The 12,273-nt window shown below is 71.9% G+C and carries 11 protein-coding genes and 1 pseudogene; 9 read left to right on the plus strand and 3 right to left on the minus strand.

Going from position 1 to position 12,273, the window contains the following annotated elements; genetic code table 11:
- Positions 1-17: 17 nt before the first annotated feature.
- Both A4U64_RS07185 and A4U64_RS29105 read left to right on the plus strand, forming a co-directional pair.
- A complete protein-coding gene (locus A4U64_RS07185; protein WP_180987003.1) occupies positions 18-1,472 on the plus strand; it encodes an ABC transporter permease in 1,455 nt (484 codons plus the stop codon).
- Positions 1,469-2,515 carry an ABC transporter ATP-binding protein gene (locus A4U64_RS29105; protein ID WP_065922375.1) on the plus strand — a complete coding sequence of 349 codons (1,047 nt, stop codon included), beginning with the start codon at positions 1,469-1,471 and terminating at the stop codon, positions 2,513-2,515. The genes A4U64_RS07185 and A4U64_RS29105 overlap by 4 nt, the downstream gene beginning before the upstream one ends.
- Here A4U64_RS29105 and A4U64_RS07195 read toward each other — a convergent pair.
- Positions 2,512-2,982: a gamma-glutamylcyclotransferase gene (locus A4U64_RS07195; protein WP_006939627.1), complete on the minus strand. Its 471-nt coding sequence runs from the start codon at positions 2,980-2,982 to the stop codon at positions 2,512-2,514. The two genes, A4U64_RS29105 and A4U64_RS07195, sit on opposite strands and share 4 nt — an antisense overlap.
- A 177-nt stretch (positions 2,983-3,159) precedes the next feature.
- Between A4U64_RS07195 and A4U64_RS07200 the strand changes: the two genes are divergently transcribed.
- The 4 genes from A4U64_RS07200 (at position 3,160) to A4U64_RS07215 (ending at position 7,266) form a co-directional block, all read left to right on the plus strand.
- A complete protein-coding gene (locus A4U64_RS07200; protein WP_006939626.1) occupies positions 3,160-4,560 on the plus strand; it encodes an NAD(P)H-quinone dehydrogenase in 1,401 nt (466 codons plus the stop codon).
- 61 nt (positions 4,561-4,621) lie between these two features.
- Positions 4,622-5,041, plus strand: a complete 420-nt coding sequence (locus A4U64_RS07205; protein ID WP_029544686.1) for a VOC family protein — start codon at positions 4,622-4,624, stop codon at positions 5,039-5,041.
- Positions 5,038-5,853 carry a MerR family transcriptional regulator gene (locus tag A4U64_RS07210; RefSeq protein WP_065922376.1) on the plus strand — a complete coding sequence of 272 codons (816 nt, stop codon included), beginning with the start codon at positions 5,038-5,040 and terminating at the stop codon, positions 5,851-5,853. The genes A4U64_RS07205 and A4U64_RS07210 overlap by 4 nt, the downstream gene beginning before the upstream one ends.
- Before the next feature lie 207 nt (positions 5,854-6,060).
- On the plus strand, positions 6,061-7,266 hold the full coding sequence (locus A4U64_RS07215) for an aminotransferase-like domain-containing protein (protein ID WP_065922377.1): 1,206 nt from the start codon (positions 6,061-6,063) through the stop codon (positions 7,264-7,266).
- A 6-nt stretch (positions 7,267-7,272) separates the two neighbouring features.
- Here the strand turns inward: A4U64_RS07215 and glpK are convergent, their stop codons facing one another.
- The gene (gene glpK, locus A4U64_RS07220) at positions 7,273-8,787 is read right to left on the minus strand and encodes a glycerol kinase GlpK (RefSeq protein WP_006939621.1); all 1,515 of its coding nucleotides are present in this window, start codon (positions 8,785-8,787) and stop codon (positions 7,273-7,275) included.
- Positions 8,788-8,882: 95 nt separating this feature from the next.
- On the opposite strand from glpK, the gene glpD reads away from it, so the two are divergent.
- Entirely contained in the window at positions 8,883-10,616 is a 1,734-nt protein-coding gene (gene glpD / locus A4U64_RS07225; protein WP_006939620.1) for a glycerol-3-phosphate dehydrogenase, read from the plus strand.
- Positions 10,617-10,676: 60 nt separating this feature from the next.
- On the opposite strand, the gene A4U64_RS07230 is transcribed toward glpD, so the two are convergent.
- A complete protein-coding gene (locus A4U64_RS07230) occupies positions 10,677-11,213 on the minus strand; it encodes a hypothetical protein (protein ID WP_006939619.1) in 537 nt (178 codons plus the stop codon).
- Between the two features lie 151 nt (positions 11,214-11,364).
- Between A4U64_RS07230 and A4U64_RS28180 the strand changes: the two are divergent.
- Both A4U64_RS28180 and A4U64_RS27650 read left to right on the plus strand, forming a co-directional pair.
- Positions 11,365-11,928: pseudogene (locus A4U64_RS28180) on the plus strand (TetR/AcrR family transcriptional regulator); the annotation flags it as partial.
- 57 nt (positions 11,929-11,985) lie between these two features.
- Complete coding sequence (locus tag A4U64_RS27650) at positions 11,986-12,243, plus strand: DUF7218 family protein (RefSeq protein WP_029544682.1); 258 nt, start codon at positions 11,986-11,988, stop codon at positions 12,241-12,243.
- Positions 12,244-12,273: the final 30 nt, after the last annotated feature.

Consider the following 12,273-nt stretch of genomic DNA (forward strand, 5'->3'; position numbering starts at 1 on the left):
CGGTGGCACACCTGGTCATGCGTGCGTTCGCAGACGGCCCCGACCGCGTGTGGTCGCTGGTGTTCCGGCAGCGCACCCTCGATCTGGTGTGGCGCAGCGGCATTCTCGCGCTCACCGTCACCGTCGCCTGCCTCGTGATCGGCGTCACCGCCGCGTGGCTCACGGCACGCACCGACCTGCCCGGCCGGCGGTGGTTCGCCCTGGCGCTGAGCGTTCCGCTCGCCATCCCGTCGTACGTGTCCGGCTTCGTCTACATCGCCCAGTTCCCCGGCCTCGCGGGTTTCGCGGGGGCCGCGCTGGTCCTCACCGCGGCGAGCTTCCCGTACGTGTACCTGCCGGTGTCCGCCGCGCTGGCCTCGGTCGATCCGGGACTCGAGGAGGTGGCCCGCACCCTCGGCCGGTCCCGGCTGCGCACCACGCTCACCGTGACCCTGCGTCAGGTGTGGCCGACCGCGGCGGCCGGCGGCCTGCTGGTGGCGCTGTACACCCTCAGCGACTTCGGCGCCGTCGCGCTGATGCGGTACGAGGCCTTCACCCTCGCCATCTACGGCAGCTACCGGGGGCTGCTCGACCGCACCCCGGCCGCGGTGTTCGGCTTGGTGCTCGTCGTTCTCGCCGTCGCGCTGACGGTCTCCGAGCGCCGGGTGCGCCGCGGGGCCACCGCGCGCGTCGGTTCCGGCGCCCCACGAGCCGTCGCGGCCGTGCCGCTGGGCGGGCAGCGGTGGACGGCCCTGACGTTCCTCGCCGTCGTGCTGGTGGTGAGCGTCGGCGTGCCGCTGGCCGGACTTGCGCGCTGGCTGTGGTTCTCGCAGCAGGCGGCGATCGACTGGGCGGGGATCTGGACGGCGACGACGTACACGCTGTGGGTGGCGGCCCTGGGGGCGTTGCTGACGACGGCGCTGGCCCTGCCGGTGGGCACCCTGGCGGCGCGTTCGACCTCGCCGGTGGCGCGGTTCACCGAGAGCGCCTCCTACGTCGGGTTCGCGCTGCCCGGCATCACCGTGGGTCTGGCTCTGGTCTTCTTCGGTATCCGGCTGCTGCCGCAGTGGTACCAGCACACCCCGATGCTCGTGATCGGCTACGCGGTGTTGTTCCTGCCGCTCGCCGTCGGGTCGATCCGCGCGGCCGTCGCCTCGATCCCGCTCGGCCTCGAGGACGCGTCCGCGACCCTCGGCAGCGGACGGCTGCGGACCGGCGTCCGGGTGATGATCCCGCTGGCCGCGCCCGGTGTCGTGGCGGGCGCGGCGCTGGCGTTCCTCACCATCGCGAAGGAACTGCCCGCGACGTTGTTGCTCGTGCCGATCGGGGAGGACACCCTGGCGTCACGGATGTGGAAGTACACCGAGACCCTCGAATACGGTTCGGCGGCCCCGTACGCCGCGATCCTGGTGCTCATCGCCGCGCTGCCGTCGCTGGTGCTGGGCCGACTGTTGCGGGGCCGGGTCGATGCGGAAAGTGGCGGTGAGGAATGAGCGGGCTCTCCATCGAGGGCGTATGCGCCCGGTACGGGCGGACCGAGGTCGTCAGCGACGTCTCGCTGACGGTGGAGCGAGGCGCGTTGCTGGCCGTACTCGGGCCCTCGGGCGGGGGCAAGACCACGCTGCTGCGCGTCGTCGCGGGTCTGCACCCGGCGAGCGCGGGGCACGTCGTCGCGGACGGACGCGACCTCACGGCTCTGCCGCCGGAGCGCCGGGGGGTGGGGCTGGTGCCGCAGGAGGGTGCGCTCTTCCCGCATCTGAGCGTGGCGCGCAACGTCGGCTACGGGCTGGTGCAGCCGACGTGGCGATCGATGGTGCGGCAGAAGTCCGTCCGGCACCGCCGCGTGGCGGAACTGCTCGACCTGGTCGGCCTGGCCGGCACCGGTCAGCGCAAGCCGTCGCAGTTGTCCGGCGGCCAGCAGCAGCGCATCGCGCTGGCGCGGGCGCTGGCCCCGAACCCGTCCGTCGTACTGCTCGACGAGCCGTTCAGCGCCCTCGACGCCGGGCTGCGGGCCAGTCTGCGCGCCGAGGTCCGCGCCCTGCTGCGGGACCAGGAGGTCGCCTCCGTGCTGGTCACCCACGACCAGGCCGAGGCCCTGGCCATCGCGGACACGGTCGCGGTGATGCTCGGCGGGCGTGTCGCCCAGGTGGGCACCCCGGAGGAGGTCTATCGGTGGCCCGCGACGCTCGAGGTGGGCGCATTCGTGGGGGATTCGGTCGTGCTCGACGCCGATGCGGACGGCGACCGCGCGCACACGGTGATCGGTGCGGTCCCGCTCGCCGCCCCGGCCCACGGCAAGGGTCACGTGCTCGTGCGCCCGGAACAGGTGCAGGTCGCCGCGGCCGACGAGCCGTCGAAGTTCACCGTGCTCGACATCGCCTTCGGCGGGGCACTGACGGAGGTGCGGGTGACCGGCGCCGGGCAGACGATCCGGGCGCAGCGGGCCGCGTCGCACGACGTGCAGGCCGGGGATCCGGTGACGCTGCGGGTCGGCGTCCCCGTGCCGTTCTACCCGGACCGGCCGGCCGGGGACTAGAAGCTGTCGGGCCGGCCCGGCCCGACGTTGCGGCTGTTGCGGGTGCGCAGGTCGCGCACGTAGTCGGCGGGGGCTCCCGCGATCTCGGCGGCGTCGGCCATCACGCCCAGGTAGCGGGCCGACGGCAGGCCGCCCTCGTACGCGTCGAGGACGTACAGCCAGGCGAGCACGGGACCGTCGTCGGTGTCCACGCGCAGCCGGATCTTGCGGTGGATGCCGAGTTCGGAGCCCTCCCACCGGTCGAGGCTGCGTTCGTCCTCGTCGGGTACGTCGTACAGCACCACGAACACCTTCGAGTCGGGATCCTCGACGACGGTGGCGAGCGCACCCTCCCAGCCGATGTCGCCGCCGCTGAACGTCAGCCGCCAGCCGTGGAGCCAGCCGGTTCCGGCCATCGGCGAATGCGGGCAGCGCTGCAGCATCTGCTCGGGATGCATGTTGGAGCCGTAGGCGGCGTAGATCGGCACGGGGTACAGGCTAATGGCTGACCGTCCGGCGCAGGACACGGGGCGCTGGCCGCTGCGTGGCCGAGTCCGCGTGCGCAGGACGGGGCCGGTGGCATAGCGTGTCTGCGGACGTTCGGCAACCCCGGCGCCCGCACACCCGGACCGAGGACCATCTCGGAATCGATACAGAGGAGAACAATGACCCGGATCGTGATCATCGGCGGCGGCCCTGCGGGCTACGAGGCGGCGCTGGTGGCGGCTCAGTACGGCGCGACCGTGTCACTGATCGATTCGGACGGGGTCGGCGGTGCCTGCGTGCTCTTCGACTGCGTGCCGTCCAAGACGTTCATCGCGTCCACCGGCATCCGCACCGACATGCGCCGAGCCGCCGACCTCGGCGTCCAGCTCGAAAGCTCCGGGGTGGCGCTGCCCGAGGTCAACGCCCGGGTCAAGAGCCTCGCCCGCGCGCAGTCCGCGGACATCCGCACCAAGCTCGAGGCGGCCGGCGTGCAGTTGCTCAGCGGCCGCGGCGAGCTCATCGACAGCCAGGTCGGGATGGCGGCGCACCAGGTGCGCGCCAACCTCTTCACGGGCGAGGAGCGGATCCTCGACGCCGACGTCGTGCTCATCGCGACCGGCGCGAGCCCGCGGGTGCTGCCCGGCGCGGAGCCGGACGGCGACCGCATCCTCAACTGGCGTCAGCTCTACGACCTCGACGCGCTGCCCGAGCACCTCGTGGTCGTCGGTTCCGGTGTCACCGGCGCCGAGTTCGTCTCCGCCTACACGGAGGTCGGTGTCCAGGTGACGCTGGTCTCGAGCCGCGACCGGGTGCTGCCGCACGAGGACGAGGACGCCGCCCTCGTGCTCGAGGACGCCTTCGCCGAGCGGGGCGTGAACCTGGTCAAGCACGCCCGTGCCGACGCCGTCGAGCGCACCGCGAACGGGATCCGGGTCAAGCTGGCCGACGGGCGCATCGTCGAGGGCAGCCATGCCCTGATGACGGTCGGCTCGGTGCCGAACACCTCCGACCTCGGGCTCGAGAAGGTCGGCCTGCAACTCGACCGGGGCGGTTACCTCCAGGTCGACCGGGTCTCGCGCACGTCCGTCTCGGGTATCTACGCCGCCGGCGACTGCACCGGGCTGCTGCCGCTGGCGTCGGTGGCCGCGATGCAGGGCCGCATCGCGATGTACCACGCCCTCGGCGAGGGGGTGAGCCCGATCCGGCTCAAGACCGTCGCCTCGGCGGTGTTCACGCGGCCCGAGATCGCCACGGTCGGCGTCAGCCAGGCCGCGATCGACAACGGCGAGGTGCCGGCCCGCACCGTGATGCTGCCGCTGCACACCAATCCCCGTGCGAAGATGTCGGGGCTGCGCCGCGGCTTCGTGAAGATCTTCTGCCGTCCCGCCACCGGCGTCGTGATCGGTGGCGTGGTGGTCGCCCCCACCGCCTCGGAGCTGATCCTGCCCATCGCGATCGCGGTGCAGAACAATCTCAGCGTCGACGATCTCGCCCACACCTTCTCGGTGTACCCGTCGCTGACCGGGTCGATCACCGAGGCGGCGCGCCAGCTGATGCGGCACGACGACCACCTGGACTGAGCGGGATGACCGGCGTCGACGTTCTTGACTCTCTCGCTGGGGGAGGGTCGACGGTGGACGCATGCGAACGAACAGCATCTTCCCCGTGGTCCCCGCTCACGACGTCGCCCGCAGCCGCGACTTCTATGCCGGGCTGCTCGGTCTGCGTGTGGTTTTCGACAGCGGCTGGTATGCGCAGCTGCAGGCGGCGACCGACGAGACCGTGCAGCTCGGTCTCGTGGCACGCGGCCACGAGACGATTCCCCGAGCCCACCTCTCCGCTCCCGCCGGCGTGCTGATCTCGGTGGAGGTCGACGACGTGGACGCCGTGTATGCGCGCGCCGGCGACCTCGCACTCCCGGTCGCGTTGGAACTGCGCGACGAGGACTTCGGGCAGCGGCACTTCATGACCGTCGATCCCGACGGCCTGCTCGTCGACGTCATCACGGTGATCCCGTACGCGCCGGAGGTTGCCGGAAGCGGGGCGGTGGTGACCGGGTGAGCCCGGCCGACGGATGGCTGAGCATCGGCGAGTTCGCGCGGATGTCCCGGCTGAGCGTCAGGACGCTGCGCCACTACGACCGCGAACGGCTGCTCGCTCCAGGCCGGGTCGATCCGCGTACCGGATACCGGTACTACTCGCGCGAGCAGCTCGCCTCGGCTCTGCGCATCGCGGTATTGCGCAGAGCCGAGGTATCCGTCCCCGCGATCCGTCTCCTCCTGCAGGACCCCGGACACACCGAGGTCGTCCTCGCCGCGGAGCGGGAACGGATCGAGCGCGAGGCCGCCCGTAAGCACCGGGCGCTCGCCCTCGTCGCCTCCCTCGCCGAGGCCGAAGCCGGCGGCCTCGCCGTGCGCCGGCACTGGATCGAGGATCGAACGGTCTTGTGGCGCAATGGGGAATCGACCGCCGAATCTCTGGATTCGGATGTGACGAACCTCGTGACGGCGCTGCTGGCCGACGCGTCGAGCGCCGGGCTGCCCACCGACGCGCCGGTGGTGGGGCAGTACCCGGCCACCCTCGACGGCGTGGTGCAGTTTGGCGTCGGTCTCGAGTTGCGGTCCCCGCTCGGACGTGCGGAAACTGCCACGACGACGCTGCCGGGCGGGACTTTCGCGGGCGTGGACTTCGTCGGTCCGGTCGCGCTGCTGCCGGTCGCCTACCACGCACTGTTCGGGTGGCTCGACGAGCGCGGTCTCGCGGCCGAGGGGCCGTTCCGGGAGTACTACCTCACCGACCCGCGTGACGTCGCTGCCGATGCGATGCGTACGCGGGTGCTGCACCCCCTGCCGGGTGAGCACGTTTCGGGATGAAGGTTCCCCGAGGCCGGCGCGCCGCGGCTCCCGCGCCGGCTTCGCCCCACCGGATCAGGGTTCCATAGTGTGGGATCCGCATTCCACGCTATGGGCAGGTGGTGCTACGGTGGGGCGAGGACCGGATCCGGTCCGTCATCGACAGCCTCGCGCCGACCGCGGACCCGGGACGAAAGAGGTCTTCTCTCAACCCGTCCAGGAGTTCCCGTGTCCGTCGAGGGCAGTATCCGCACCGCCCGCAGGTTGCGCGGCCTGCGCAGCTCCGCCATCCGTGATCTGCTCGCCCTGACCGCCCGACCGGACGTCCTCAGCCTCGCCGGCGGGCTCCCCGCGCCCGAGCTGCTGCCCACCGCGGAGATCGCCGACGCGGCCGCCACCGTGCTCCGTGACCCGGCTGCCGCCCAGTACGCCGCGACCTCCGGTCGCGGCGACCTGCGCGCCGTGCTCGCCGCGCGGGAGGGCGAGCGGCTCGGACGCGCCGTCCACCCGGACGAGGTCGTCGTCACCCACGGCTCCCAGCAGGCGCTGAGCCTGCTCGCTCAGGTGCTGCTCGACCCGGGTGACACGGTGATCGTCGAGGAGCCCGCGTACACCGGTGCGCTGCAGGTCTTCCACGCCGCCGAGGCCCGCGTGGTCCCGGTACCGCTCGACGACGACGGCATGGACACGGAGGCGCTCGAACGCCTCCTGGCGGCGGGGGAGTGGCCGGTGCTCGTGCACACCGTCGCCACGTTCCACAACCCGCGCGGGGTCGTGTTGTCCGCGGCTCGGCGCCGGCACCTCGCGGCCCTCGCCGACCGGTACGGATTCCGCGTCGTCGAGGACGATCCGTACGGCGAGCTGTGGTTCGGACAGGCACCTCCGGCGCCCGTCGCGTCCTGGTCGGACCGCGTCGTCCGGCTCTCGAGTGCCTCGAAGACCCTCGCCCCGGCATTACGGGTGGGCTGGCTGCACGGCGACCGGCGGCTGTGCGCGGCCGTGGAGCTGCTGAAACAGGGCGCCGATCTGTGCGGCTCGTCCCTGACCCAGGCGATCGCCGCCGCGCTCCTCGCCGACGGGCCCTGGTACGCCGGGCATCTCGACCGGCTCCGGGGCACCTACGGCGCCCGGGCCACGGCGCTGTCGACCGCCCTCGCCGCGGAGTTCGGCGACGCGGTCGTCTCCTCCGCCGTGCGCGGCGGCATGTTCACCTGGGTGCGGTTCGCCGGTGAGCTCGACACGGCCGAGTTGCTGCCCGTCGCGGCCGAGCACGGTGTCGCGTTCGTGCCGGGGACCGCCTTCGCGGTGTCCGGGGACCACGGTCGCACTGCACGGCTGTGCTTCGCCACCGCCGGGGAGGCCGACCTCGCCGAGGCGGCGCGCCGGCTCGGCCGCGCCGTGCGCGCCCTGCAGCACAGGACGGCCCGTGCGTAACGCGGCTCAGGCCCAGCCGTAGGTCCGCTCGACCGCCTTGTTCCACTCGGCGTAGAGCCGCTCCCGCTCGGCGGCGTCCATCTTCGGTTCCCAGGTGCGGCCGGCCGCCCAGTTGCGCCGGATGTCGTCCTCGCCGTCCCAGAAGCCGACCGCCAGGCCCGCCGCGTAGGCCGCGCCGAGCGCGGTGGTCTCGGCGACCACGGGCCGGACCACCGGGGCGCCGAGGATGTCCGATTGGAACTGCATCAGGGTTTCGTTGACGACCATCCCGCCGTCCACCTTCAGGGTGTGCAACTCGACGCCGGAGTCGGCGTGCATCGCCTCGATCACCTCGCGGGTCTGGTAGGCGGTCGCCTCGAGCGCGGCGCGCGCCAGGTGCCCCCGGTTGACGAAGCGGGTGAGCCCGGCGATCACGCCGCGCGCGTCGGGGCGCCACCGCGGCGCGAACAGGCCGGAGAACGCCGGCACGAAGTACGCGCCGCCGTTGTCGGGGACGGTCGCGGCGAGATCCTCGATCTCCGCGGCCGTGCGGATGAGCCCGAGATTGTCGCGCATCCACTGCACGAGCGACCCCGTGACCGCGATCGAACCCTCGAGGGCATACACCGCCGGGGCGTCGCCGACGCGGTAGCAGACGGTGGTCAGCAGCCCGTGCTCGCTCCGGACCGGCGTCGTCCCGGTGTTGAGGAGCAGGAAGTTCCCGGTCCCGTAGGTGTTCTTCGCCTCGCCCGGCGACAGGCACGCCTGGCCGAACGTCGCGGCCTGCTGGTCGCCGAGGATGCCCGCCACCGGGACGCCGGCGAGCGGCCCGCGTTCGCGGGCGTACCCGTAGATCTCCGACGAGCTGCGGATCTCCGGCAGCATCGACATCGGGATCCCGAAGTCCGCGCAGATGTCCGGATCCCATTGCAGCGTCTCAAGATTCATGAGCATCGTGCGAGAGGCGTTGGTGACGTCGGTGAGATGCACTCCCGGCTGCCGGTTGCCCGCGCCGGTGCCGCCGGTGAGGTTCCACAGGATCCAGCTGTCCACCGTCCCGAACGCGAGCTCGCCGGCCTCCGCCTTCTCCCGGGCGCCCTCGACGTTGTCGAGGATCCACCGCACCTTCGGGCCCGCGAAGTACGTCGACAGCGGCAGGCCCGTGGCCTTGCGATACCGGTCCACGCCCGCGTCGCCGGCGAGCTGCTCGACCAGGCGATCGGTGCGGGTGTCCTGCCACACGATCGCGTTGTGGACGGGCCGGCCGGTGGAGCGTTCCCACACGACCGTCGTCTCGCGCTGGTTGGTGATGCCGATCGCGGCGATGTCGGCGCGTGTCAGATCCGCCTTCGCCAGGGCCAGGGCGGCGACTTCGCGGGTGTTGAGCCACAGCGTTTCCGGATCGTGTTCCACCCAGCCGGCGCGGGGGAGGATCTGCTCGTGTTCGGTCTGGGCCCAGGCCACGATGCGGCCGTCGTGGTCGAAGATGATGCAGCGGCTCGACGTGGTCCCCTGATCGATCGCGGCGATGTATCGGGTCACGGCAACCTCTCCGGGCGTATGGTTCGGGACGGCAGTCTGCGGACGAACCTACTAGCCTGAGTGCGGAAACGTCGGCGACTCACGGGAGCGATGCGGTGACCAACCAACCAGGCGTCCAGATTCTCGGGCCGCAGCAGCGCCGTGACGCGTGGCGACGGCTCGGTTCGGAGCAGTTCGACGTGGTGGTCATCGGCGGCGGCGTCGTCGGCGCCGGTGCCGCCCTGGACGCCGCCACCCGCGGGTTGAAGGTCGCCCTCGTGGAGGCACGGGACTTCGCCTCCGGCACGTCGAGCCGCTCGTCGAAGATGTTCCACGGTGGGCTGCGGTATCTCGAGCAGCTCGAGTTCGGGCTCGTCCGCGAGGCGCTGCGGGAACGCGAGCTGTCGCTCTCGACGCTGGCGCCGCATCTGGTCAAGCCGTTGAAGTTCCTCTTCCCCCTCACCCACCGGGTGTGGGAGCGCCCGTACATTGCCGCGGGCATCTTCCTGTACGACCGGATGGGCGGCGCCAAGTCCGTGCCCGCGCAGAAACACCTGACCCGCTCCGCGGCGTTGCGCATGGCGCCCGGGCTCAAGCGCGACTCGCTCGTGGGCGGGATCCGGTACTACGACACCGTCGTCGACGACGCCCGTCACACCATGACCGTGGCCCGCACGGCCGCGCACTACGGCGCCGTGGTGCGGACCTCGACCCAGGTGGTCGGGTTCCTGCGCGAGGCCGACCGCGTCTCCGGCGTGCGGGTGCGCGACTCGGAGGACGGGTCGGTCACCGAGGTGAAGGGGCACGTGGTGATCAACGCCACGGGGGTGTGGACCGACGAGATCCAGGCCCTGTCCCGGCAGCGCGGCCGGTTCCGGGTGCGCGCCTCGAAAGGCGTGCACATCGTGGTGCCGCGCGACCGGATCGTCAGCGACTCGGCGATCATCCTGCGCACCGAGAAGTCGGTGCTGTTCGTGATCCCGTGGGGCAGCCATTGGATCATCGGCACCACCGACACCGATTGGAACCTCGACCTCGCCCACCCGGCCGCGACGAAGGCCGACATCGACTACATCCTCGACCACGTGAACCGGGTCCTGGTCGTCCCGCTGACCGACGACGACATCGACGGCGTGTACGCGGGCCTGCGGCCGCTGCTGGCCGGGGAGAGCGACGAGACGTCGAAGCTGTCGCGCGAGCACGCCGTCGCCCGGGTCGCACCCGGCCTCGTGGCGATCGCCGGCGGCAAGTACACCACCTACCGCGTGATGGCCGAGGACGCCGTCGACCTGGCGGCGGAGGACATCCCCGCGCGGATCGCCCCGTCCATCACCGAGCGGGTGCCGCTGGTGGGTGCCGACGGCTATTTCGCGCTCGTGAACCAGACGATGCAGCTCGCCGAGCGGTACGGCCTGCACCCGTACCGGGTCAAGCATCTGCTCGACCGGTACGGGTCGCTGATCGACGAGATGCTGGAACTGGCGGCCGACCGTCCCGAGCTGCTCGAGCCGCTCACGGATGCGCCGCAGTACCTGCAGGTGGAGGTCGTGTACGCGGCGGCCGCGGAGGGAGCGCTGCATCTCGAGGACATCCTCGCCCGCCGCACCCGCATCTCCATCGAGTACCCGCACCGCGGCGTGCACTGCGCCGAGCAGACGGCCCGCCTGGTCGCCCCCGTCCTCGGCTGGGATGCCGCGACGGTGGAGCAGGAGATTGCGACCTACCGGGCCCGGGTCGAAGCGGAGATCCGCTCGCAGAGCCGGCCCGACGACGAGTCCGCCGATGCGCTGCGGGCCGCCGCCCCGGAGGCCCGCGCGGAGATCCTCGAGCCGGTCCCGACGGGCGTCTGAGGCGCCACCGGCGCGCGTCCCAGCCCTGTCGGTGGCCGGGAAGGTCGGTGGCCGGGAAGGTCAGTGGGTCAGGATGACCTTGACGAGCACCACGGTCGCGGCAACCGCGGTGAGTGCGACGGCACTCACCAGTGAGGTCCGCCCCGGCCGCTCCCCGTTGAGGCGGCCGATGACGAAGACGATGCCACCGATCCGCAGCAGCACGGCGACCTCGGCGAGCAGCTGGGCCGTGCGCGGCTCGAGCCAGCCCAGCCAGCCGAGTCCCAGGATCACGCACGGCAGGACCGCCGAACTCAGGATCGGCACCGAATTGCGCAGTTCGGCGATCTTCTCCGCCCGGGTCAGCGGGGTCCCCTGGCGCACGGTGTGCCCGACCGCCTCGGCGAATGCGTGGGCGACGAACGTCGACAGCGCCGTACCGAGCACGATCGCGATGCCGACGTACTTCGGGCCGGTGATGATCGGTACCAGCGCCGCGAGCACCAGGACGTTGCCGTAGATGTAGGCGCTGATACGGCTGGCGGCGTTGTCCCGGTCCAAAGGTGTGCGCCGGGAGAACAACGGACCGTGCAGGAGCGCGTGGGCATCGGAGTCCATGCCGACAAGGGTGACAGACGGCGGTCGCACGGAGCCTGCGACCGCACACATTCGCTGCGTCCGGGCCGCGGCGTAGGATCCGACGACGCAGGTGGTCGACGACGGGATCGCGGTGGTGGAGAGGGTGCGACGGCGCTGGGGCGGCACCGACATGGCGGAACGCCGGCGGGCACGCCGCGACGCGCTGCTCTCGGTGGGCATCGATCTGCTCGGCGCGCCCGAGGGGCCGGCGGTCAACGTGCGCGCCGTGTGCCGGGCGGCCGGACTGACGGAACGGTACTTCTACGAAAGCTTCGACGACCGGGACGCGTTCGTGCGCGCCGTGTATGCCGCCGTCGGCGAACGGGTGCGCACGGCGCTGGAGACCGCGGTCGGTACGGCCCCGCGACCGGGGGATCTTCCCGAGGCGGCGGTCCGGGCCTTCGTCGAGCTGATCGTCGACCGCCCGGCCCTGGGCCGGGTGCTGCTGCTCGGCCCGCTGCGGGAGCCGTCGCTCGGTAGTCAGGGACTCGACCTCGCTCCCACGTTCGTGCTGCTCGTCCAGCAGCAGCTCACGGCGATCGCCGACCGCGAGGAGCGGCACATGGTGGCGGTCGGGCTCGTCGGGGCGCTGACGAGCCTGTTCATCGGCTATCTGGACGGCACCGTCGCGGTGTCGCCGGAGCGGTTGGTGCGGCACTGCGTGGGCCTGCTCGTCCAGGCCGGAAGTGTAGGGCCGCAGGCGGAGGGGTATTCGCGAGACGACGGCACGCTCGACGAAGGGAGGGGCATCATGCCCAGGTCGTCGATCAAGGACGAGAAGCTGTATCAGGAACTGCGCGACGACGGCGCCTCCAAGGAGAAGGCCGCCCGGATCTCGAACGCGGCGGCGAAGCGCGGCCGGTCCTCCGTCGGCCACAAGGGCGGTACGTCGGGGTCCTACGAGGACTGGACCGTCGACGAGTTGAAGAAGAGGGCCAAGGAGCTCGGGATCTCGGGTTACTCGTCCAAGCGCAAGGGCGAGCTCATCGACGCGCTGCGCAACCACTGAGCTGCGCAACCACCGAGCTGCGGGACGACC

Source organism: Rhodococcus sp. WB1, from assembly GCF_001700945.1.
GTDB lineage: Bacteria > Actinomycetota > Actinomycetes > Mycobacteriales > Mycobacteriaceae > Rhodococcus > Rhodococcus aetherivorans.